The organism is Pseudomonas sp. ABFPK (assembly GCF_001586765.1).
Lineage (GTDB): Bacteria > Pseudomonadota > Gammaproteobacteria > Pseudomonadales > Pseudomonadaceae > Aquipseudomonas > Aquipseudomonas asiatica.
Genome location: NZ_LQXW01000023.1, coordinates 354,607 through 374,764 on the forward strand (window position 1 = coordinate 354,607; position 20,158 = coordinate 374,764).

The 20,158-nt window shown below is 60.1% G+C and carries 24 protein-coding genes and 1 tRNA gene; 18 read left to right on the forward strand and 7 right to left on the reverse strand.

All coding sequences use genetic code 11. The features are described from left to right. Window positions 1-44: 44 nt before the first annotated feature. Entirely contained in the window at window positions 45-404 is a 360-nt protein-coding gene (locus WM94_RS16900) for a hypothetical protein (protein ID WP_015270872.1), read from the reverse strand. A gap of 160 nt (window positions 405-564) precedes the next feature. On the opposite strand from WM94_RS16900, the gene WM94_RS16905 reads away from it, so the two are divergent. The 8 genes from WM94_RS16905 to csrA all read left to right on the forward strand — a co-directional run bounded on the left by WM94_RS16905 (window position 565) and on the right by csrA (window position 6,435). Next, entirely contained in the window at window positions 565-867 is a 303-nt protein-coding gene (locus WM94_RS16905) for a DUF1883 domain-containing protein (protein WP_004375922.1), read from the forward strand. A 7-nt stretch (window positions 868-874) separates the two neighbouring features. After that, window positions 875-1,045, forward strand: a complete 171-nt coding sequence (locus WM94_RS30470) for a hypothetical protein (protein WP_013973186.1) — start codon at window positions 875-877, stop codon at window positions 1,043-1,045. A 43-nt stretch (window positions 1,046-1,088) separates the two neighbouring features. After that, window positions 1,089-2,177, forward strand: coding sequence for a nitronate monooxygenase family protein (locus WM94_RS16910; RefSeq protein ID WP_061551760.1), 1,089 nt, complete (start codon window positions 1,089-1,091; stop codon window positions 2,175-2,177). Between the two features lie 195 nt (window positions 2,178-2,372). After that, entirely contained in the window at window positions 2,373-3,131 is a 759-nt protein-coding gene (modA, locus tag WM94_RS16915) for a molybdate ABC transporter substrate-binding protein (RefSeq protein ID WP_061551761.1), read from the forward strand. After that, entirely contained in the window at window positions 3,131-3,811 is a 681-nt protein-coding gene (modB, locus tag WM94_RS16920) for a molybdate ABC transporter permease subunit (protein WP_061551762.1), read from the forward strand. Before modA ends, modB begins: the two co-directional genes overlap by 1 nt. Window position 3,812: 1 nt before the next feature. Next, window positions 3,813-4,904: a molybdenum ABC transporter ATP-binding protein gene (modC, locus tag WM94_RS16925; RefSeq protein ID WP_061551763.1), complete on the forward strand. Its 1,092-nt coding sequence runs from the start codon at window positions 3,813-3,815 to the stop codon at window positions 4,902-4,904. 57 nt (window positions 4,905-4,961) lie between these two features. Then, window positions 4,962-5,984, forward strand: coding sequence for a DNA topoisomerase IB (locus WM94_RS16930; RefSeq protein WP_039614484.1), 1,023 nt, complete (start codon window positions 4,962-4,964; stop codon window positions 5,982-5,984). Between the two features lie 253 nt (window positions 5,985-6,237). Further along, window positions 6,238-6,435: a carbon storage regulator CsrA gene (gene csrA / locus WM94_RS16935; RefSeq protein ID WP_004375914.1), complete on the forward strand. Its 198-nt coding sequence runs from the start codon at window positions 6,238-6,240 to the stop codon at window positions 6,433-6,435. A gap of 45 nt (window positions 6,436-6,480) precedes the next feature. On the opposite strand, the gene WM94_RS16940 is transcribed toward csrA, so the two are convergent. The 4 genes from WM94_RS16940 to WM94_RS16955 are packed head-to-tail and all read right to left on the reverse strand — an operon-like array spanning window position 6,481 to window position 9,773. Next, window positions 6,481-6,834 carry a response regulator gene (locus WM94_RS16940; RefSeq protein WP_013973192.1) on the reverse strand — a complete coding sequence of 118 codons (354 nt, stop codon included), beginning with the start codon at window positions 6,832-6,834 and terminating at the stop codon, window positions 6,481-6,483. A gap of 11 nt (window positions 6,835-6,845) precedes the next feature. Beyond that, window positions 6,846-8,291, reverse strand: coding sequence for an ATPase domain-containing protein (locus WM94_RS16945; RefSeq protein WP_061551764.1), 1,446 nt, complete (start codon window positions 8,289-8,291; stop codon window positions 6,846-6,848). A 6-nt stretch (window positions 8,292-8,297) separates the two neighbouring features. Continuing rightward, window positions 8,298-9,455 (reverse strand): nitrogen regulation protein NR(II), encoded by a 1,158-nt coding sequence (locus tag WM94_RS16950; RefSeq protein ID WP_061551765.1) that lies wholly within the window; start codon window positions 9,453-9,455, stop codon window positions 8,298-8,300. A gap of 42 nt (window positions 9,456-9,497) precedes the next feature. Continuing rightward, window positions 9,498-9,773: a hypothetical protein gene (locus WM94_RS16955; RefSeq protein WP_043935716.1), complete on the reverse strand. Its 276-nt coding sequence runs from the start codon at window positions 9,771-9,773 to the stop codon at window positions 9,498-9,500. A 201-nt stretch (window positions 9,774-9,974) separates the two neighbouring features. Here WM94_RS16955 and WM94_RS16960 point away from each other — a divergent pair. Then, window positions 9,975-10,059, forward strand: a tRNA-Leu gene (locus tag WM94_RS16960). A gap of 103 nt (window positions 10,060-10,162) precedes the next feature. Then, complete coding sequence (locus WM94_RS16965) at window positions 10,163-10,576, forward strand: DoxX family protein (RefSeq protein ID WP_015270882.1); 414 nt, start codon at window positions 10,163-10,165, stop codon at window positions 10,574-10,576. Between the two features lies 1 nt (window position 10,577). Here WM94_RS16965 and WM94_RS16970 read toward each other — a convergent pair whose 3' ends face one another. Beyond that, a complete protein-coding gene (locus WM94_RS16970) occupies window positions 10,578-10,775 on the reverse strand; it encodes a hypothetical protein (protein ID WP_015270883.1) in 198 nt (65 codons plus the stop codon). 260 nt (window positions 10,776-11,035) lie between these two features. On the opposite strand from WM94_RS16970, the gene WM94_RS16975 reads away from it, so the two are divergent. The 3 genes from WM94_RS16975 to WM94_RS29240 all read left to right on the forward strand — a co-directional run bounded on the left by WM94_RS16975 (window position 11,036) and on the right by WM94_RS29240 (window position 13,398). Next, window positions 11,036-11,710 (forward strand): polysaccharide lyase family 7 protein, encoded by a 675-nt coding sequence (locus tag WM94_RS16975; RefSeq protein WP_061551766.1) that lies wholly within the window; start codon window positions 11,036-11,038, stop codon window positions 11,708-11,710. Window positions 11,711-11,932: 222 nt separating this feature from the next. Next, window positions 11,933-12,943, forward strand: coding sequence for an alcohol dehydrogenase AdhP (adhP, locus tag WM94_RS16980; protein WP_013973198.1), 1,011 nt, complete (start codon window positions 11,933-11,935; stop codon window positions 12,941-12,943). 218 nt (window positions 12,944-13,161) lie between these two features. Next, window positions 13,162-13,398, forward strand: a complete 237-nt coding sequence (locus tag WM94_RS29240; protein WP_075045625.1) for a hypothetical protein — start codon at window positions 13,162-13,164, stop codon at window positions 13,396-13,398. A gap of 318 nt (window positions 13,399-13,716) precedes the next feature. On the opposite strand, the gene WM94_RS16985 is transcribed toward WM94_RS29240, so the two are convergent. After that, complete coding sequence (locus tag WM94_RS16985) at window positions 13,717-14,931, reverse strand: aldose 1-epimerase family protein (RefSeq protein ID WP_061551767.1); 1,215 nt, start codon at window positions 14,929-14,931, stop codon at window positions 13,717-13,719. A gap of 217 nt (window positions 14,932-15,148) precedes the next feature. On the opposite strand from WM94_RS16985, the gene WM94_RS16990 reads away from it, so the two are divergent. The 5 genes from WM94_RS16990 to WM94_RS17015 all read left to right on the forward strand — a co-directional run bounded on the left by WM94_RS16990 (window position 15,149) and on the right by WM94_RS17015 (window position 19,786). Continuing rightward, the gene (locus WM94_RS16990; protein ID WP_061551768.1) at window positions 15,149-16,042 is read left to right on the forward strand and encodes a LysR substrate-binding domain-containing protein; all 894 of its coding nucleotides are present in this window, start codon (window positions 15,149-15,151) and stop codon (window positions 16,040-16,042) included. 98 nt (window positions 16,043-16,140) lie between these two features. After that, entirely contained in the window at window positions 16,141-16,845 is a 705-nt protein-coding gene (locus WM94_RS16995) for an SDR family oxidoreductase (protein ID WP_061551769.1), read from the forward strand. A 56-nt stretch (window positions 16,846-16,901) separates the two neighbouring features. Beyond that, the gene (locus WM94_RS17000) at window positions 16,902-17,456 is read left to right on the forward strand and encodes a pyridoxamine 5'-phosphate oxidase family protein (protein WP_061551778.1); all 555 of its coding nucleotides are present in this window, start codon (window positions 16,902-16,904) and stop codon (window positions 17,454-17,456) included. Window positions 17,457-17,496: 40 nt separating this feature from the next. Further along, complete coding sequence (locus WM94_RS17005) at window positions 17,497-17,787, forward strand: DUF1330 domain-containing protein (RefSeq protein WP_061551770.1); 291 nt, start codon at window positions 17,497-17,499, stop codon at window positions 17,785-17,787. Window positions 17,788-19,153: 1,366 nt separating this feature from the next. Further along, entirely contained in the window at window positions 19,154-19,786 is a 633-nt protein-coding gene (locus WM94_RS17015; RefSeq protein WP_061551772.1) for a hypothetical protein, read from the forward strand. Window positions 19,787-20,158 lie beyond the last annotated feature (372 nt).

Sequence of the window (20,158 nt, forward strand, 5' to 3'; positions counted from 1 at the left end):
GCTTAAAACATATAAGTAAAAGGAGCGTGATCAGTTGCCCTGGATCAACTACCGGAAATGCATTGGGTGGCTGCGGTGCGCACGTCGCCCAGGCGCAGCGGGAAATTGTTCAGCCGCTCGTGCAGCTTGATGCTGCTGCCGCTGCCACGCTTGTCGATATCCACCAGCGCCGCCGGGCCCACGCCCGAGCTGATTTTTTGCGGCACGATCAGCCGCAGGCCATCGCCACGCTGCTCTTCCACAAGCGGGTCCCGGGTATCGGCCAGCTTCTGCTTGACGCAATCGGCATACGCGCGTGGGGACTTGCCCGAGATTACATCCAGCGTTTCATGCGACTGTTCCAGTTCCGTAACACTCACACAGCCACCCAGCGTCATCGCCAACGCCGCCACCATCCACTTCATTTGCAGCACCTCTGCCTTCAAGAATCCGCTTTGACCACAGCCAGGCTGTTTTGCTCCCTGCTTTGGCAGATTTATCTATGCCTGGCGGAACAGCGCGGCAGTGTAACCCGACATCGTGGTATCTTTCGCCTTTGCAGAACCAATCCTTGCGGAGCATCACATGAAATTCGTACACCAGCGCGAGCACCTGAACGAGGACGATATCGTCGTCATCGAGTGCTCCCAGCGCTGCAATATCCGCCTGATGAACGACGCCAACTTCCGCAGCTTCAAGAACGGCGGCCGTCATACCTACCACGGTGGCCATTTCGACAAGTTCCCGGCGAAGATCACCGTGCCAAGCACCGGTTTCTGGAACATCACCATCGATACCGTGACCACCCGCCCGATCTCGGTTACCCGCAAGCCAACCTTGACCCACAAGATCAAGATCGTCCGTCGTTCATCGTCGAAACTCAGATAAGGCCACCATGACCCAGACCACCAAGTACGTCATCAAGTACAAGCTCGACGGCCAGCGCCGCTGGGACTTCGCGCTGATGCCCGACGCCTCCCTCGAACAAGCCCTGGAAGCCCTGCGCAAGATTCACGGCGAAGACGCCGAGAAGATCAGCGACATCCAGGTCAGCAAAGCCTTGTAAATACCCGCCCCACCGTACCGCCCGCCCGCGCAAGGAGAATCGCATGAGCCACTGGCCCGACCGCCGCATCCTCGACCTGCTGGGCATCGAGTTGCCCATTCTGCAGGCCCCCATGGCCGGTGCGACGGGCTCGGGCATGGCCATTGCCGTGGGCCTGGCGGGCGGTTTGGGCGCCCTGCCCTGCGCCATGCTCACGGGCGACCAGGTGCGCACCGAGATCGCTGCCTTCCGCGCCGGCTGCCCGGGCCGCCCGTTGAACCTGAACTTCTTCTGCCACCAGCCGCCAGCGCCCGATGCCGAGCGCGATGCACGCTGGAAGCAGGCGCTACAGCCCTATTACAGCGAAGTGGGAGCCGACTTCACGGCGCCCACGCCGGTGTCCAACCGGGCGCCTTTCGACGAACATAGCTGCCAGCTGGTCGAGCAACTGCGCCCGGAGGTGGTGAGCTTCCACTTCGGCCTGCCACATGCCGGCCTGCTGCAACGGGTAAAGGCCAGTGGTGCCAAGGTGCTGTCCAGCGCCACAACCGTAGAGGAAGCCGTGTGGCTGGAGCATCACGGCTGTGATGCGATCATTGCCATGGGCTATGAGGCGGGCGGCCATCGCGGCATGTTCCTCAGCGACGATATCACCAGCCAGATCGGCACCTTCGCGCTGGTGCCACAGGTGGCCGATGCGGTCAGCGTGCCGGTGATTGCCGCCGGCGGCATTGCTGACCACCGCGGCCTGTTGGCGGCATTGGCCTTGGGGGCTTCGGCAGTGCAGATCGGAACGGCGTACCTGTTCTGCCCCGAGGCCAAGGTGTCGCCGGCGCATCGCCAGGCCCTGGACAGCGCACCTGCCAGCGACACGGCGCTGACCAACCTGTTCACCGGCCGACCGGCGCGTGGCATCAACAACCGCATCATGCGCGAGCTGGGGCCGATGAGCGATTTGGCCCCGCGCTTCCCGCTGGCCGGTGGGGCCTTGATGCCTTTGCGGGCGATTACGGATCCGCAGGGCAATAGCGATTTCAGCAACCTCTGGTCGGGGCAGGCGTTGCGGCTGGGCAGGCACATGCCGGCGGGTGAGTTGACCCGGGAGATTGCCGAAAAGGCGCTGGCAGTGATCGGCCGCCAGGCGTCTGCATAAGCAGGTTCGGCCTCTTCGCGGGCTTGCCCGCTCCCACAGGCCCACCACTGATTTTGAATGCTGCGCAGTACTGTGGGAGCGGGCAAGCCCGCGAAGGGGCCGGACCTGGCCATGCATCATCCTGCCCCCTTCCCGGCCCATGGCCTATCGCTATATAGTTAAGGATATAACGATAAGCCCCAAGGAGCTGTCTTCATGCGTATCCGCCCGCCCCACTTGGCTGCCACTGCCCTGACCAGCCTGCTTGCCTTCAGCACTGCCTGGGCCGATGAAGTCCAGGTCGCGGTCGCAGCGAACTTCACAGCCCCTATCCAGGCCATTGCCAAGGACTTCGAGAAAGACACTGGCCACAAGCTGATTGCTGCCTATGGCGCCACCGGCCAGTTCTACGCACAAATCAAGAATGGCGCGCCGTTCGAGGTATTTCTCGCTGCCGACGACAGCACCCCCGCCAAGCTCGAGCAGGAAAACGCGATTGCCCCGGGCTCACGCTTCACCTACGCCATCGGCACCCTGGCGCTGTGGTCGGCCAAACCCGGCTATGTCGACGCCAACGGCGAAGTGCTGAAGAACAACCAGTTCAAGCACCTGTCCATTGCCAACCCGAAAACCGCGCCCTACGGTCTGGCCGCCACCCAGGTGCTGGACAAGCTGAAGCTGACCGAAGCCACCCGGCCCAAGCTGGTCGAAGGGCAGAACATTACCCAGGCGTTCCAGTTCGTATCCACCGGCAACGCCGAGCTGGGCTTTGTCGCCCTTTCGCAAATCTACAAGAACGGCAAGGTCGAAAGCGGTTCGGCCTGGATCGTTCCCTCGTCCCTGCACGAACCCATCCGCCAGGACGCGGTAATCCTCGAAAAAGGCAAGGACAACCCCGCCGCCAAGGCCCTGGTCGACTACCTGAAAGGCCCGAAAGCCGCGGCAGTGATCAAATCCTACGGTTATGAAATCTGATGCCACTGGATGCCAGTGACCTGGGTGCCATCTGGCTGACCGTGAAACTGGCCAGCATGACCACCCTCATCCTGCTGATCGTCGGCACGCCCATCGCCTGGTGGCTGGCGCGCACGCGCTCGTGGCTGCGCGGGCCGGTGGGCGCGGTGGTAGCCTTGCCGCTGGTGCTGCCACCCACAGTGATCGGTTTCTACCTGCTGATCGCCCTCGGCCCAAATGGCTGGCTGGGCCAGGCGACCCAGGCGCTGGGCCTGGGCAGCGTGGTGTTCAGTTTTACCGGCCTGGTGATAGGCTCGGTGATCTACTCCATGCCGTTCGTGGTCCAGCCGCTGCAGAATGCCTTCGGCGCCATTGGCCAGCGCCCGCTGGAAGTGGCCGCGACGCTGCGCGCCAGCCCCTGGGACACCTTCGTCCACGTGGTGCTGCCGTTGGCCCGTCCGGGCTTCATCACCGCCAGCATCCTCGGTTTCGCCCACACGGTGGGCGAGTTCGGCGTGGTGTTGATGATTGGCGGCAACATTCCCGACAAGACACGCGTGGTCTCGGTGCAGATCTTCGACCATGTCGAGGCCATGGCCTATTCGCAAGCACACTGGCTGGCAGGTGCCATGCTGGTGTTCTCGTTCCTGGTGCTGCTCTTGCTTTACGCAGGACGCCGCGGCAAGGCTGGCTGGAGCTGAAATGAGCGCATCGATTGTGGCGCGCCTGCAACTGGCACGCGACGACTTCACCCTGGACGTAGACCTGCACCTGCCCGGCCGTGGCATCAGTGCGTTGTTCGGCCACTCCGGTTCTGGCAAGACCAGCTGCCTGCGTTGCCTGGCGGGGCTGGAACGGGCCGCCAGCGCCTACATCGAGGTCAACGGCGAAGTCTGGGAAGACAGCGCCCGCGGATTCTTTCTGGCACCACACCTGCGCCCGGTAGGCTACGTGTTCCAGGAGGCCAGCCTGTTCCCGCACCTGTCGGTACGCGGCAACCTGGAGTTCGGCTGGCGCCGGGTGGTCGCTGCCGAGCGCAAGGTCAGCCTAGACCTGGCCTGCCAGCTGCTGGGTATCGGCCACTTGCTGGCACGCTGGCCGGCGACCTTGTCCGGTGGCGAGGCGCAGCGGGTGGGCATTGCCCGCGCCCTGCTCAGCAGCCCGCGCCTGCTGTTGATGGACGAGCCACTGGCTGCACTGGACGGGCCGCGCAAGCGCGAGATCCTGCCCTACCTGGAGCGCCTGCATGGCGAACTGGACATCCCGCTGGTATATGTCAGCCATGCCCAGGAGGAAGTGGCGCGGCTGGCCGACCACCTGGTGTTGCTGGAGCAAGGCCAGGCAGTGGCCAGCGGCCCGATCGGCGAAACCCTGGCCCGCCTCGACTTGCCGCTGGCCCAAGGCGAGGATGCCGGCGTGGTGTTCGAAGGCCTGGTGGTGGCGCATGACGCGCATTACGACCTGCTCGACCTGCGCCTGCCCGGCAACGACGGGCCGCTGTTGCGTATCACCCACCCTGCCCAGGTGATGGGCAGCACCTTGCGGGTCAAGGTGCAGGCGCGTGACGTCAGCCTGGCCCTGGCAGCCGACAGCACTTCGAGCATTCTCAACCGCTTGCCGGTGCGCGTGCGCGAAAGCCGCCCGGCCGCCAACCCGGCCCATGTACTGGTCAGCCTGGATGCTGGCGGCAATGCCTTGCTCGCGCGCATCACCCGCTTCTCGGCAGACCAGCTCGGCCTGCACCCGGGCCAGGTGCTGTTTGCCCAGATCAAGTCGGTGGCACTGCTGGGCTGAGCATCGGCCACGTCGCTGGTGTCCATTGATCAGTGACCTGATCGAGGCCTGCCAACCATGCTTGACTGCCCCCTGCCGCGCACCCTGCACTACGTCGACGACAGCCAGCCGGGCCTGACCCGGCGGCGCTGGAGAGGGCGCTTCATCTACCTGGATGCCGACGGCCAGCGGGTGCGCGACAGCGATACCCTCGCCCGTATCGCTGCACTGGTAATCCCCCCTGCCTATACCGAGGTGTGGATCTGCGCCGACCCGCAGGGCCACCTGCAGGCGACAGGTCGCGATGCCCGTGGCCGCAAGCAATACCGCTACCACGCGCAGTGGCGCGAAATACGCGACCAGCACAAGTACGGGCGCATGCTGGCGTTTGCCCAGGCCCTGCCGAAATTGCGCGCACAGCTGCACGACCACCTTGCCCGGCCAGGCCTGGACCGGGAAAAGGTGATGGCGCTGGTGATCAGCCTGCTGGACCACACCCTGATCCGCATCGGCAACCAGCGCTACCTGCGTGACAACCAGTCCTATGGACTGACCACCCTGCGCAACCGCCATGTCGAGGTGAAGGGCAGCAGCATCCGCTTCCAGTTCCGCGGCAAGCGCGGCGTCGAGCACAACGTCAGCCTCAACGATCGGCGCCTGGCCAACCTGCTCAAGCGCTGCATGGAACTGCCCGGCCAAGCGCTGTTCCAGTACCTGGACGACGACGGCCAGCGCCATAGCGTCGGCTCCAGCGAGGTCAACCAGTTTCTGCAGCAGCTGACCGGGGCCGACTTCACCGCCAAGGACTACCGCACCTGGGCCGGTAGCAGCCTCGCCCTGGATCTGCTGAGGCCCTTGGCCTGGGAGCCCGAGAGCGAAGCCAAGCGCCAGGTCGCCGCCATCGTCCGCCAGGTAGCATCACGCCTGGGCAATACACCGGCAGTGTGCAGGCGCTGCTACATTCACCCGGCTGTACTTGAACACTATGCCCTGGGGCGCCTGGCCAACTTGCCGAAGAACCGTGTGCGCAAAGGCCTGGACCGTGAAGAAGTAGCCTTGCTGTTATTTCTTCAGGCACTCGAGGAACAGGATGACCATTAACCCGGTCTATTCAGACCATGATGCGAAGAAATTTCCCATTGGCCGCCAAGCCCCCTATTCTTGCCACCGAGCACCTTGGCCGACAAACCGCTGGCGGTTTGCTTCGGCACCTGCGACTGAAGACACGCAACAGAATTTGTCTGTCGGGGAATTACTATCCGCCGAAAGCGTCTTTAATGAGAAGGAAGAGGGACAAGCTCCCGCCGCCGTGGCAACTAGCCCGACGGACTTTTACATCACCAAGGAGAACTACATGCTGATACTCACCCGCAAGGTTGGCGAAAGCATCGTCATCAACGATGACATCAAAGTCACCATTCTGGGCGTCAAAGGGATGCAGGTGAGGATCGGTATCGATGCACCGAAAGACGTCCAGGTCCATCGAGAAGAGATTTTCAAGCGTATCCAGGCCGGCAGCCCGGCCCCGGAAAAGCACGACGACTCGCACTGAGCGACCTGCCTCAAGCCGCACGGACGCGCCTGATCGCCCCGCGCTTCAGGTGCCTAGCAGTTCGTGCACCTTGGCGATCATACAGTCCATGTCGAACGGTTTGTCGAACACTGCGGCGAACAGTTCCGGGCATCCCTGGTTGGCCTGCGCGCCACTCATGAGGATGACCGGCAACTCGCTCAAGGCCGGGTCCTCACGCATCGAGCGCACCAGTTCCTCACCGTTGAGCAGTGGCATCATGTAGTCGGTGATAACGAGCTGAACGCGCTTTTCCTTCAGTGCCTCCAGCGCCTTGCAGCCGTTGCTCGCCTTTTCCACCAGAAAACCCTCGTCCTCCAGGGCAAAACCGAGAATGTCGGCAATCAGGTACTCGTCATCGACGATCAGGATGGTGTTCATCGCCCGCCCCGTCACCCGCTCCCCTGCGGCACCGGCGTTCCCGAAAGCACACCGCAAGCGCCTTCGAACGCCTTGCGCAGGGTAATGCCCTGCGGCCCGATCAGCAGCTCGTGCAAGGCAGGGTCATGGTGGCTGTCACGCACCTTGAGGATCGACAGCATGCGCCGCAGCTGCGAATCCAGCTCGACGAAGCGCATCAGCATCAGGTTGTCGACGATGCTCGACAGGTCCGGGGCTGGCGCGCTGATTTCCGCGCCGAATATGTCGCGCATTTCCCAGGTCAGCATCACGCTGACATCGCGCGCGCGCAGTTCGCCGACCAAGGCGCGGAAAAACGCATTGAGCCGCGCAGGGTCGATGGCCAGGCGGCTGAACGCCCCCAGGCTGTCGATCAGCACGCGCTTGCTGCCTTGCGCTTCGACCCGCTCGAGCAGGCGCGCACCGACCTGGTCCAGCAGGCCCTCGGTAGTCGGTTGCCAGCAAAGCTGCAGGATGCCAGCCTGCTCCATGGCTGCAAAATCGTAACCCAGCGACGCGGCCTTGATACGCAGGCGCTCCGGCGTTTCGTAAAAGCCGAAATGCAGCCCCGGCGCCTGCAGGCTGCTGGCACCGAGAAATGCCAGGCCCAATGACGTCTTGCCAATACCCGAGGGCCCGATCAGCAGGCTGACCGAGCCCGTGGCCAGGCCGCCACCGAGCATTTCATCCAGGGTCGCCACCCCGCTGCGGATGCGCTCCAAGGTGGCGCTGCCCGCCTGGCTGGGGTGGCTGAACAGTGACTCCAGGCGCGGGTATACATGCATGCCGGTTTCATCGATGAGGCATTCATGGCGCCCCGACAACGCCGCACTGCCCCGCGTCTTGCGCAGCTGGATATGACGCACGGCGCGGCTGCCAAACAGTTGCTCGCCCAGTTCGATCACCCCGTCGACCATGGTGTGCTCCGGGCTGCCCTCTTCCAGCCGGGCGCTGGTCAGCAGCAGCACGGTACAACCGGCAAAGGCCGCATGGCCCTGTAGTTCGGAGACGAATTTCTTGGTGTCCAGCGCGGTTTCCGCACGCACCCGGGCATTGAGCACGCCATCGACGATCAGCAGGCTGGCCTGCTGGCGGGCGATTTCCTGGCGCAGCAGCCGTACCACGGCGTCCAGGCCTTCCTGCTCCAGGGTATCGAAGGCACTGACGAACTGGATCGGATCACCTACCAGCGCCGGGTCGAAGAACTCCAAAGTCGCCAGGTACTGGAACAGCCGCTCGTGCGACTCGCTGAGCAAGGTGGCCACCAGCACCCGGCCACCACCGCGCACATGCCCGCAGGCCAGCTGATTGGCGAGGATGGTCTTGCCCGCCCCCGGCGGGCCCTGAATGATGTAGGACGCGCCAGCCACCAGGCCACCCTGGAGCAACGCATCGAGCCCATCGATCCCCGTCACCAGCCGCCTGAGTGCCTGTGCCATGGTGTTCTACCTGTCGAGTTGGCTGTCCGTGTGCTGATAGATTGGCAAGTAAAGCTGCATGCAAGTTCCCCGGCCGGGCTTACTGTCGACGCAAATGGCACCACCGCTCTGCCTGGCAAAACCATACACCTGGCTGAGGCCCAGGCCAGTCCCCTTGCCAAAGGGCTTGGTAGTGAAAAACGGTTCGAAGATCCGCGGCAGTACCGCTGGCGCGATGCCCTCGCCGCTGTCTTCGACCTCAAATCGCACAAACCCGCCGTGCAGGCCCTCCACCTCACCGGTCAGTTCGACCACCTCGACTGTCAAGCCGATCCGGCCCTGCCCCGTGATGGCATCGCGGGCATTGAACAACAGGTTGAGCAGTACCATCTGCAATTGCCCGGCATCCACCTCGATCAGGGGCAGGTCCGGTTGCAGCACCACCTCCAGGTCAATCGATCCAGGCAGCGCATGCTCCAGTAGACCACGGGTGGCGGCAACAAGGTTCGCCGGGGCGACGCAAGCCACATCAAGCTTGCGGTGGCGGGCAAAGCTGAGCAACTGCTGGGTCAGCTCGGTGCCCCGCTGCCCGGCATCGAGAATGTGCTGCAACATGCGCTGGGCGCGTGCCGGGTCCTGGGTGGCCAGCGCCAAGCGCGCCGAGCTGATGATGATGGTCAGCATGTTGTTGAAGTCATGCGCCAGGCCACCGGTCAACTGGCCGAGGGCCTCCAGCTTCTGTGCCTGGAACAGCTGGGCGCGCACCGCGTCCAGTTGCAGCGCCGTCTCGCGACGGTCGGTGATGTCCCGGGTCACCTTGGCCAGGCCGACAATCTGGCCCTGGTCATCGCGAATCACATCCAGGGCGGCCAGCGCCCAGAACTGCGTGCCATCCTTGCGTACGCGCCAACCCTCATCCTGCGCCACGCCCTGCTCCAGCGCCTGGCGCAGCAAGCGCTCCGGGCGGCCCTCGGTGCAATCCTGCGGGGTGAAGAACAACGAGAAATGCTGGCCGATCACTTCATCGGCACGGTACCCCTTGATACGTTGCGCGCCTGCGTTCCACGACACCACATGGCCGGAAGGATCGAGCATGTAAATGGCGTAATCCACCACCGACTGAACCAGCTGTTCATAGCGGTGGGCAGGCATGACAGGGTGGTCGAGACAGTCAGCTGAAACCATGCGAACTCCACCGGCACAGCAGGAGGGAAAACATTGCGAGGTTCAACGCCCAGGCTCAACCAGCACAAGGCTGATGCGCCGAGGCATTGCCACTTTCAGCAGCCACAAGCCGACCAGCAGGATAAGCCCTCCACCAGCCAGGGCCATCAGCCGCTGCGGTTGAGAGTGTTCGGCATCGAACCCAAGCATCAGCAGATAACCGCCCAGGCTGATCAGGCTCAGGTAGAGAAATGCCGCCAGCACGACGACCAGCACGAACAAAAGTCTCCACAATAGCCGTGGGTGCACTATACGCTCGGGAGTATCGGACAGAGTCATCACCGCACACTCTTTGGATCCAATAAAAGGGCAACAGTGGCGTAATGATAGCAAGGTGTCAATTGCCCATTCGATCGACCTTCATTCTGTTGATCATAGGCGCTGTGGTTGACTCAACTATAACAATGGGTTATAAAGCGCGCTTGATTGCGAAGCCCTTCTGCTTAGAAGCGAGCTGGTCGTTACGGCCCCTTCAAGCGTGCGAGTGTGGTGGAATTGGTATACACAGCAGACTTAAAATCTGTCGGCGTGAGCCTTGCGGGTTCGAGTCCCGCCACTCGCACCAAATTCCTTGCGAAGGCGCCCTTGCGGCGCCTTTTTGCTGCCCGCCAGCAATCCTTTGCGCAGCTGCTAGAGTGGTGCTTGTACCCGTCCACTGGAACGCCGCCATGCGCTACTCCCTGTTCGATGGTCAACGCGACATCATTATCCTGATTGCCCGTGTGCTGCTGATGATCCTGTTCGTCTTGTCTGGCTGGGGCAAGCTGACCGGGTTCGAAGGCACGGTCGGCTACATGACTTCACTGGGCGCTCCTGCCCCCATGCTGGCAGCGGCAGTAGCCGTGCTCATGGAATTCGCCGTTGGCATCCTGCTGATCCTCGGATTCTACACCCGGCCGCTGGCCTTCCTGTTTGCGTTGTTCGTGCTGGGCACGGCGCTGCTGGGCCACCCGTTCTGGAACATGGTCGACCCTGAGCGCAGCGCCAACATGACCCAGTTCCTGAAAAACCTCAGCATCATGGGCGGCATGTTGTTACTAGCGGTAAGCGGCCCCGGGCGTTTTTCGGTGGACGGGCGCTGAGTCAGTCGTCTTCGCAGTCGTCGAACCAGGCTGGGTGACCACGCTCTTCTTCATCAAGGTCATCCAGCGTTTCTTCGTCTTCCTCGATGTCATCCTCGACGCCTCGGGCATCGGCTTCTGCCTCAGTGTCGTCGTAGAGGAATTCGTGATCAAGCAGGTGATCATGTTCGGGTTCGTGCAGGTCATCTTCGTCGCGCATGCTGACTCCTGGGCTGGTGGCAGGCCTGTATAGGCGGATCGGCTGCACAGGTCAATGCATTACCGCTTAATGCTGGGTTAACCGGCCGGACCCAAGCTGCAGGCTCTCCCTTCAAACGTTGCTTGCCCGCCATACCCGGCGGGCTTTTTTATTGCTGCCACTCCCCCTGCGTCCAGTGCAGTGAAATCACATGGAACCCGGCCCATGCTGACCACCCTCGCAAGTGATGCAGGACCTTTGTTTTTTCAAGGAGAGCCTTCATGACTGTAAACATCTACACCTTGATCATTACCACGCCTGTACCTAAATCCGAAACCGACCCGGTCGCTCTTGAACTGACCGGCGCCCAGGCGCTGGCCACGCTACCCGACGTGGTTGCCCGCCTGGATGATGGCTCGGTGCGCCTGACCGCCCCGACCAAGGGCGCCTCCAGCAAAAGCACCCACCGCACCCGCTGTGAATGGAAGGAGCCCGTCTATTGGGCACTGAACAGCGCCGCCCAGCATCGCAACCACCAGACCATGGTCCTGGAGAAGGTCAACCTGGCGCAGAAGGTGGTGATCGCTCAGCTGCACGTCAAAGACGACGACAGCCCACCAATCAAGGTGTTCTGGAACAAGGCCAGAATAACCGTCGGATTCCGTAGCGAGTTCAACCAGATCAGTCCAGCCAACAGTACGGTACTGACCGACGTCCCTCTGGGGGCTCGCTTCGCCGTCACCATCGAGGTAACGCGGGCGGGTGCCTGCACGGTCAGCGCCAGCTGTAATGGTCGCACCGGCACGACCTCGGGGCTCCAGTTCAACGATACCTGGGCCACGCGAACACTGAACTTCCATGGCGGGATGTACAACCAAGTGGACTACACCGATACCACGCCAGCCGAGGATGCTTCGGTGTGCGTCATCAGCCAGCTTGAGCTGAGCCATGCATGACAAGTCCATCACCTGAGCTTCACAAAATGCTGACATCCCGCTGGGCACACTGAACCTGCTCCCTATGTTCTTACAGCCCGCCGCATCGTTGCCGCGGGCTTTTCTTTTTGTGGCATGCACAGTGCCTCTGACCATGACCTGAGGCAGTTTTACCGTATCGGCCCAGGGCTATGCTTAGCCGGCGATAAGCAAGCCCATTCGGAACAGGATACGGAGGCTCGTATGAAAGCTGCTGTTGTTGCACCAGGCCGTCGCGTGGAAGTGGTGGAGAAAACCCTGCGCCCCCTCGAGCACGGTGAAGCGTTGCTGAAGATGCAATGCTGCGGTGTGTGCCACACCGACCTGCATGTGAAAAATGGCGACTTCGGTGACAAGACCGGTGTGGTGCTAGGTCACGAAGGCATCGGCGTGGTCCAGGCAGTAGGGCCAGGCGTCACCTCGCTCAAACCGGGCGACCGCGCCAGCGTGGCCTGGTTCTACCAGGGCTGCGGACATTGCGAGTATTGCAACAGCGGCAACGAAACCCTGTGCCGCGAAGTGAAAAACTCCGGCTACACCGTGGACGGCGGCATGGCCGAAGCCTGCATCGTCAAGGCCGACTACTCGGTCAAAGTGCCCGACGGGCTCGACTCCGCTGCCGCCAGCAGTATTACCTGCGCCGGCGTGACCACCTACAAGGCGGTGAAGATCTCCAACATCCGCCCCGGCCAATGGATCGCCATCTACGGCCTCGGCGGCCTGGGCAACCTTGCGCTGCAATATGCCAAGAACGTCTTCAACGCCAAAGTGATCGCCATCGACGTCAATGAAGAGCAGCTGCGCTTCGCCAGCGAGATGGGCGCTGACCTGGTCATCAACTCACGCACCGAGGATGCCGCCAAGGTCATACAGGCCAAGACCGGTGGTGCCCATGCCGCCGTGGTTACCGCCGTTGCCAAGGCTGCCTTCAACTCGGCCGTTGATGCCTTGCGCGCGGGAGGCCGCCTGGTTGCGGTCGGGCTGCCATCGGAAGCGATGAACCTGAACATCCCTCGGCTGGTGCTGGACGGTATCGAAGTGATCGGCTCGCTGGTCGGTACCCGACAGGACCTGCAGGAAGCTTTCCAGTTTGCGGCGGAAGGGAAAGTAGTGCCGAAGGTGACTCTGCGACCGATCGAGGATATCAACCAGATCTTCGATGAGATGCTGGAGGGCAAGATCAAAGGGCGGATGGTGATTCAGTTCGAGGGGTGATGACCCATGTGCGCTGGCTGTTGGTGCAGCGCACGCTACCCTGCTGCATTCGAGCGCAGGCAGTCAGAAATCGCTTCCGCCCCTTGTAAAGCGAACCAATGGGCGCGCCTTGGGCTCTGGTTTCGAGTAAACGCTATGCTTCATATACGTTTTTGTCCAAGTCGTGGTTTGTAGTTGCTTCGCAAGCCGCAAACTGGCTAGCACATCGGGGTCAATGTATGGGCATCCGCAGCTTGGCGAAAAACCTGCCACCCGATCCGGACAATGACGGCTGGGTGCTTGGATGGGGCGTGCTGAGAGACCGGCATCCCTGGCATTTCGTCGATGTTTATGCCGACCAGAAGACTGCCAGGGCCGAGGCGGAGCGCCGCGGGGTTGGCTATGTTGTGGAGTTCGGCTCGCACCGCCTGGGATCGGATGAATTCGTTTGCGGGATATCCCCGCCTGAAGGCTAGCGTTTGAATGAACGGAGCGGCGGGCGATGGATCCTGCGGCCCTAGGCGACAGACAGCTATCGACCCAAAGCGGACGCTAAAAGATAACTGGTTTCGTAAGCGCGACGCGTACTCTGTGGGAGCGGGTTTACCCGCGAAGCAGGCGCCGCGGTGGATGGCACCGGCGGTGCCGGTGTTCGCGGGTAAACCCGCTCCCACAATGATTGCTGTTGGGCAAAATGACAGCCAAGGGTCGAAAGCAGCCTTGCAGCAAAGGCATGAAACCAACAACTTTGATAGTTCTGACTAGTCGACGAGGCCGACATGCCCTGGCCGGCGTTACCCCTTGGTCAGATCAACCAATGGCGTCTGCCGCACCTCGGTTTCGCGCCCACCTTGTATCTCGCCAACCTGCTTCAAGGCCTTGTCCACTGCCACCTTGTCCGCCAACAAGCTGTAGCTGATGTGGAACTGCCTGTGTTCCTTCGGCCCGATTGTCGGCACTAGGTTCAGTGGCCGCTGGTAACGGCGGTTGTAGGAAAAACTCGTCCCCGGCTCGAGCCCGGTCACATAACCCTGGCCTTGTGTATCGGTATTTTTCCACAGGGAAAATACAGGCAATGTCCGAGTATTGAAGCCGACCGAAACGCCCAGCTTGCCAGCCTTGTCATGCAACACAGTCAACGTATTGCCCTGGTCATCGGCATACGGCACCACGTTGTAAACCGTTTCGTCATAGTCCTTGGTCGGCGCTCGGTAGGTTTGCCAGTCGGGCAGATCTGCCCTTGCCTTGTCGTTGAATGGCGACACTTGTTTCACTGGCGCGGCAAAACGAGCGCCCTGCTCCAGAAACGGGGTGCTGAAGTTACTGTGATAAAGCGCCTGGTATTCCTTCGGATAGTCGCCGTTGTTGGTCAGGGTGTCGTTGAGGGCGAACTTCACGCTGCCGGGTTCGGTGACCAGTTCGGTCACGACGGAGAAGTCGACTTTCTTGAATGCCTGCTCTTTCAGTACACCACGCAAGGTAATGGCGTAAGGGGGCTTCTCATCAATGTGCAGGGTGACTTGGTTCGCAGGAATGTTGGCAGCCCGACCGTGCAGGGTCAGCAGTTCGCCGTTGTCGACGCCAGGGTGGCCGACCCATTCGTAACCGCAGCGGGTGACCAGTTCATTGAAACCTTCCAGCCAGCCCAGGCCATTGCGCCCGTTGAGGTCGATGAAGGACGGGTTGACCACTTCCTTGACCGGCGAATCCCAGCCCATGCGCACATTGCCGACCGACGCCTGCAAGACGTTCATACCACGGGTCGGCACGACCGAAAGTTTCATCGTACCGTTATCGATGTCGACGATGCTGACACCCTCTTGCCGACCGCCGTGCAAGGTGCGCAAGGCAACGCTGAAGGGCTTGTCGGTTTTTACGCCAAGTTGCTGGCTGGTGATCTGCCAGTTCTGGGCGGCTTTGTCGGTGTCGAGCAGAACGTAATCCCAGGCCATGGTGTTGGAAGCCGCAGTCAGGGCGCCAAGTGCAACGAAGAATTTGAGGAGGGGCATAACAGGTTGCCTTTCTTGGAGTTGTTCCCCTTTATAGACACGAAGAAACGTTTCAGCAAGCTAGCCAAGCGATACTTTCGATTGGCACGGGTTTCTTTAGCTATTTTCGGGGAGTAGCCTCGACACAGTGAATCTTTCGAGCCCGATCAGGTTATCAACCTTGTGAAGGCATCAGAGAAACAGAAAAACTGCACAACTCGATAGAATTTTCATTGCCATGCCAGACGGTTTCCCTGATTTGCCCTCGCTGAACGCGTTGCGTGTTTTTGAAGTGGTGGCTCGCCGCTTGAACTTCCGTTTGGCTGCCGAGGAACTGGGTGTGACCCAGGCGGCAGTTGCCCAGCAGATACGCGGGCTGGAAGCGAGCCTGGATCTGCGTTTGTTTGAACGCCTACCCCGCGGTTTGGCGTTGACTGATGCAGGCCTGGGCTATAGCGGGAGCATTCGAAGTGCACTGGCCATGATCGACGAGGCAACACGCCTGCTTCGGCCACAGACCTCTCACCTGACAGTCAGCGTTACACCTACCTTCGCCTCGAAATGGCTGATTCCCAGGCTCGGCAATTTTGCGCAGAGTCATCCAGACATCGATTTGCGTGTGCTGGCAACTGATCGGCTGTCGCACTTCAGCACCGATGGTGTGGATATCGCTGTCCGTTATGGCAAGCCCGAGTTCGGAGCGGGCTTGAATAGCGAACTGCTGATGGAGCAGCTAATCGTTGCGGTGGCCAGCCCAAAGCTGTTCGAAGGCAGCGAAATACCTGCAAGCTTTGCGCAATTGCAGGATTTCGTCATGTTGCACGATGCCCATAATTTCTGGCCTCAGTTCCTTGCAGCGCTGTTCCCACAACACATGCAGCCCACAGCCAGAAACCTGCGTTTCAATCAGACCTCATTAGCCATTGAAGCGGCAATCAGCGGCCAAGGCATTGCCCTGGCCAGCCCTGCGTTCGTCGGTGATGACATTGCCGCAGGCCGACTGATGCAGGTTTTTACCCAGCAACTCAGGATCGACAAGTCGTTCTATCTGGTCTGGCCACGCAAGATGAAACAGCCGGACTCGTTGAGCGTGGTCCAACGCTGGCTCAAGCAACAAGCTGCCGATAGTTAATCTATCGTAATAGTGAAGTTTAGCTGTCTCCCTCACCAATGGGGCTGCTGCTAAGGTGAATGCACCTGAAAAATCAGCATTGAGAGATTGGAGGCAGCATGTCAGTTGAAAAAGTTGCGATTATCACGGCAGCTGGCAGCGGCATGGGCGCTGCGGCAGCACGACGCCTGGCCGCCGAAGGCTTCAAGGTTGGGATTCTCTCCTCTTCGGGCAAGGGCGAGGCGTTGGCTGCCGAACTCGGCGGTATTGGTGTAACCGGTAGCAACCAGTCGGTTGAAGACCTGCAACGCCTGGTCGACGCTGTCGTGGAGAAGTGGGGCCGTATCGATGTGCTGGTCAATAGCGCCGGCCATGGCCCACGCGCGCCAATCCTGGAAATCAGCGACGAGGATTGGCACAAGGGCATGGATACTTACCTGCTCAATGTCATTCGCCCGACTCGGCTGGTGACGCCTTACATGCAGCGTCAGAAGAGCGGAGTGATCATCAACATCTCCACTGCCTGGGCGTTCGAACCCAGCGAACTGTTCCCGACTTCTGCGGTATTCCGCTCGGGCCTTGCCGCGTTCACCAAGATCTTCGCCGACAATTTCGCCGGCGATAACGTGCGCATCAACAACGTCCTCCCTGGCTGGATCGACAGCTTGCCGAGCACCGAGCAACGCCGCGACAGCGTGCCGCTCAAGCGCTACGGCACCAGCGAAGAAATCGCTGCGACCATTGCGTTCCTTGCTAGCGAAGGCGCGGCCTACATCACTGGGCAGAACATCAGGGTCGATGGCGGCGTAACACGCAGCATTTGATCGTCCGTGGCCGCAGCAATGCTGCGGCCCTCGTTTCATGGAACATGGTTTTTTTCATGCTGGACGATCTGTTTCAGACCATATGGGCGCAGCTGGCGATCCCGGTCGGCCCCTTGCGCAACCCTTATCGGCTCATGCAACTGTCCACCCTGGACGAGCAAGGATGGCCCGCCTCCAGGACAGTTGTACTGCGAGATGCCGATGCCCGTGCAGGCGCGCTGTACTTTTACGCGGACAGGCGCTCGGCAAAATGCACGCAGATTGCCGTTGATCCACGCGTTGCACTAACGGCACTGAGCCCTTGCGGCCTGACCCAGGTGCGCATGGAGGGGCTTGCCACCCTGGTCGAGGATATCGGCCATCGACGACGCTGCTGGTCGGCGGCGCGTGACAAGACACAGGCATTGTTCCGTCATGGCGCTGTGCCGGGGCAGGTAATTGAAAGCCCTGAAGTCGCCTATGAACGCATCCAGGGTGGTTTCGAGCACTTCGCAATCCTATGCATCGAGCCGCGAGCGCTGGAGTGGCTGGATCTCACACGACCCGTTCAGCAACGGGCTCGCTTCCTGCGCCATGAAGGATTGTGGCAATCCTCCTGGCTGGCTCCCTGAGGCAGGCTTCTCGTACAGAACATGCAAACAGGAGTAATTGATGAAAGGTTACTGGATCATTCTGGGGACTGCTGTTACCGACACGCAGGCGCAGCAGGAATATGGCCGGTTGTGGGCGCCAATCGCCGAGCAGTATGGCGCCAGGCTCAAGGTTCTCGATTCGACAGCGCTGGTTGAGTCGCATACCAGCACGCGGGCGCTGGCGGTCGAGTTCGACAGTTATGCCCAGGCCAAGGCGTGCTATGCCGATCCCGCCTATTCGGAAGCAAAGGCGATGGCGTTACGCGCCTATCGTCGTGAGTTGCTCATCGTTGGGGGGGATATAGGCTGATCAAGGGTTCGATGATACGGATGCATGGGACGAAAGCGTCCGGCATCGTTCCCCTCCTCCAGTGCAATACTGAATAGCTCTGCCAAAAGAAAAGGCACCCGCAGGTGCCCTCTCAATACCGTTTACGGAATGAATCGAGTGCCACAAGCGTGGCACATCCAAGTGCGGCGCCACTCTTCCAATTTGTCGTACTGTGCGACGTTGAATTTCCAGTGGCGAACGAATCCAATTACACCGACGGTGATAAATGTCACGCCTATGAAGAACCTTGACCAATCAACGCCCCAGAACGTGTTCATAAGCTTGAGGCCATCGTACAAGATGATTGCGCCAACCCCTGTAAGGATGACCGGGCCAAGCAAGCGCTTCCCTGGAGGTGGACCGACGCTTGCCGCCAAATTGGTCTGATGCCGACCTGAAGTTTCAACGGTCACGCTTGGTCCGAATCCGGATTGGGATTGCGCTTGGTGGGTTGCTTGTATGTGAGAAGTGCCAGCAGCATGGATGATAGACAGAAGCTGGACGTTTTGACCTTGGCATTGCGGGCAGCAGATTGCGTTATTGCTCACCACGTATTCATTCCTTTGAGGGGTGAAAGGCGAGCATTCTAAGGCAATTGCATACATCAGCGCACTACGCGACTTTATCCGAGCGCTATTCACGACTTACCAGGCCCACAAACAACCCGACCCTCCATCCCATCTGTGTGCCTTACACCCGCCCAACTACTCACATGAAGGGTGCGAATGCCCGATGATGAGAAGCGGAGATATGCCAAGGGGCTGGAGCACTGGGCTGGTGCTTCTACGGCATACAAAACGCTCATGCACATTACCGACTGCGCTTACCGTCGCGTCGGCGCGATCACCAAGCACTCGAAAGTCTGCAGTTTCGGAACTCGTAGTTTTTCCGACCCGCAAAGAAAAACCCCGCAAACGTTAATCTGCGGGGCTTTCGAATGGTGGAGGCCGAGGTCGGAATCGAACCGGCGTAGACGGATTTGCAATCCGCCATGTATTTTCTTGAATTTCAGTACCTTACGCGATTATTCAGTTCCGCATAGAATCATTTCTAGCTACGCTGCAGTCCTTTAAAATCAAGGGGCATAGCAGGAGTTGCGGAACTGATTTTCGCGCCTAGTCAGCGGTTTTCAAGACCGTGCGATAGACCCCAGATCCATGCATCCTGCAAGGCAAAAACGATTCCAAAACAATGACAAAACGGCACGGCTACAGGCCGCATACTACAAGGGTCGCTATTTTAGTTTTGGAGCCGATTTTCACGGCCGTTCTGCCCTCGTGACGGGGTCGCGAATAATCCTGTATTGTCCGTCTACCTCGCACCACTATAAGGATTTTGGTTCGCCATGACCGGGCTATTCGAGCTGTTCTATCAATCCCTACGGAAACTCAAGAACCGGCCACAGCCAGAGACCGGAGGCGCGAGATTATTAGATGTAGCCGAATCTCTCCGTGAGATTGGCAGAATTGGTGAACTGATCGACGGTGTCGAACTGGAGAGGTCTGAGGCTTTGCACCCCCGGGACCTTGAAGCTATCGCGGGTCTCATCCAGACGTACAACTTCATAGAGTTCAACCTTCGTAGATGCATTGAGCTTTTCACTCATGCAGGTCTACTGGAGCGGAACGATAAGGTTTTGCCCATCTCCAGGCTTGCTACGGTGCTCAAAAGCGCTCTTGAAGGCGTGGAAGGAGCTGAGCCGTGGGCTGATCACTTAGCAGAAATCGAATTGCATAGGGAGTCTAGAAATCAGCTCGCGCACTGGGCTGCACGCAGGATCATTGGCGAAGAAGCGCTGCTTATACTGACCATGAATCCTGCCGAATCGAAGAAGCGGACGGGGCATCCTTCAGACCATCAACACAGCACATTTGGAATTATGCTGGTGAAGGATTTGGAATGGCTCGTAAGGCACGTTGGTAAATACGACAAAATGTTGGCAGAAGCCACATCGGCTTGGCATTTGAGGTATGCATGATCAATAACGATCGGCACAGGTAGAGAACTACCAATAATGCAGCAGTAGCGGAAAAATCGACCTCAGGCCGCTACCTATGCGGCCTGCGAATCGAGCCTGTCTAATATGGTTCGGCCAGTTTCGGCGACTTTCGCCCAGTAAAACCAAGATTCTTTTGAGCGGTTCTAGACAGCCGTAACCACCCTCCTCCGGCGTTCTGCCGACCCACTCCCAACCCCTATCGGATTCATCAAGAGCCCACAGTCTGAATCGCCCCTGGTTTCGTAGACACCTCCAAGCCTCATAATGAGGCCCAAATAGGAGGTGCCATGAGTCGTCAGCGTTACCCCGAAGAGTTCAAGATCGAAGCGGTCAAGCAAGTGACCGAGAAAG

Bases quoted from the DNA above. Each gene is read 5' to 3' on its own strand.
- WM94_RS16900 (WP_015270872.1), bottom strand. From the start codon at position 404: ATGAAGTGGATGGTGGCGGCGTTGGCGATGACGCTGGGTGGCTGTGTG.
- WM94_RS16905 (WP_004375922.1), top strand. From the start codon at position 565: ATGAAATTCGTACACCAGCGCGAGCACCTGAACGAGGACGATATCGTC.
- WM94_RS30470 (WP_013973186.1), top strand. From the start codon at position 875: ATGACCCAGACCACCAAGTACGTCATCAAGTACAAGCTCGACGGCCAG.
- WM94_RS16910 (WP_061551760.1), top strand. From the start codon at position 1,089: ATGAGCCACTGGCCCGACCGCCGCATCCTCGACCTGCTGGGCATCGAG.
- modA (WP_061551761.1), top strand. From the start codon at position 2,373: ATGCGTATCCGCCCGCCCCACTTGGCTGCCACTGCCCTGACCAGCCTG.
- modB (WP_061551762.1), top strand. From the start codon at position 3,131: ATGCCACTGGATGCCAGTGACCTGGGTGCCATCTGGCTGACCGTGAAA.
- modC (WP_061551763.1), top strand. From the start codon at position 3,813: ATGAGCGCATCGATTGTGGCGCGCCTGCAACTGGCACGCGACGACTTC.
- WM94_RS16930 (WP_039614484.1), top strand. From the start codon at position 4,962: ATGCTTGACTGCCCCCTGCCGCGCACCCTGCACTACGTCGACGACAGC.
- csrA (WP_004375914.1), top strand. From the start codon at position 6,238: ATGCTGATACTCACCCGCAAGGTTGGCGAAAGCATCGTCATCAACGAT.
- WM94_RS16940 (WP_013973192.1), bottom strand. From the start codon at position 6,834: ATGAACACCATCCTGATCGTCGATGACGAGTACCTGATTGCCGACATT.
- WM94_RS16945 (WP_061551764.1), bottom strand. From the start codon at position 8,291: ATGGCACAGGCACTCAGGCGGCTGGTGACGGGGATCGATGGGCTCGAT.
- WM94_RS16950 (WP_061551765.1), bottom strand. From the start codon at position 9,455: ATGGTTTCAGCTGACTGTCTCGACCACCCTGTCATGCCTGCCCACCGC.
- WM94_RS16955 (WP_043935716.1), bottom strand. From the start codon at position 9,773: ATGACTCTGTCCGATACTCCCGAGCGTATAGTGCACCCACGGCTATTG.
- WM94_RS16965 (WP_015270882.1), top strand. From the start codon at position 10,163: ATGCGCTACTCCCTGTTCGATGGTCAACGCGACATCATTATCCTGATT.
- WM94_RS16970 (WP_015270883.1), bottom strand. From the start codon at position 10,775: ATGCGCGACGAAGATGACCTGCACGAACCCGAACATGATCACCTGCTT.
- WM94_RS16975 (WP_061551766.1), top strand. From the start codon at position 11,036: ATGACTGTAAACATCTACACCTTGATCATTACCACGCCTGTACCTAAA.
- adhP (WP_013973198.1), top strand. From the start codon at position 11,933: ATGAAAGCTGCTGTTGTTGCACCAGGCCGTCGCGTGGAAGTGGTGGAG.
- WM94_RS29240 (WP_075045625.1), top strand. From the start codon at position 13,162: ATGGGCATCCGCAGCTTGGCGAAAAACCTGCCACCCGATCCGGACAAT.
- WM94_RS16985 (WP_061551767.1), bottom strand. From the start codon at position 14,931: ATGCCCCTCCTCAAATTCTTCGTTGCACTTGGCGCCCTGACTGCGGCT.
- WM94_RS16990 (WP_061551768.1), top strand. From the start codon at position 15,149: ATGCCAGACGGTTTCCCTGATTTGCCCTCGCTGAACGCGTTGCGTGTT.
- WM94_RS16995 (WP_061551769.1), top strand. From the start codon at position 16,141: ATGTCAGTTGAAAAAGTTGCGATTATCACGGCAGCTGGCAGCGGCATG.
- WM94_RS17000 (WP_061551778.1), top strand. From the start codon at position 16,902: ATGCTGGACGATCTGTTTCAGACCATATGGGCGCAGCTGGCGATCCCG.
- WM94_RS17005 (WP_061551770.1), top strand. From the start codon at position 17,497: ATGAAAGGTTACTGGATCATTCTGGGGACTGCTGTTACCGACACGCAG.
- WM94_RS17015 (WP_061551772.1), top strand. From the start codon at position 19,154: ATGACCGGGCTATTCGAGCTGTTCTATCAATCCCTACGGAAACTCAAG.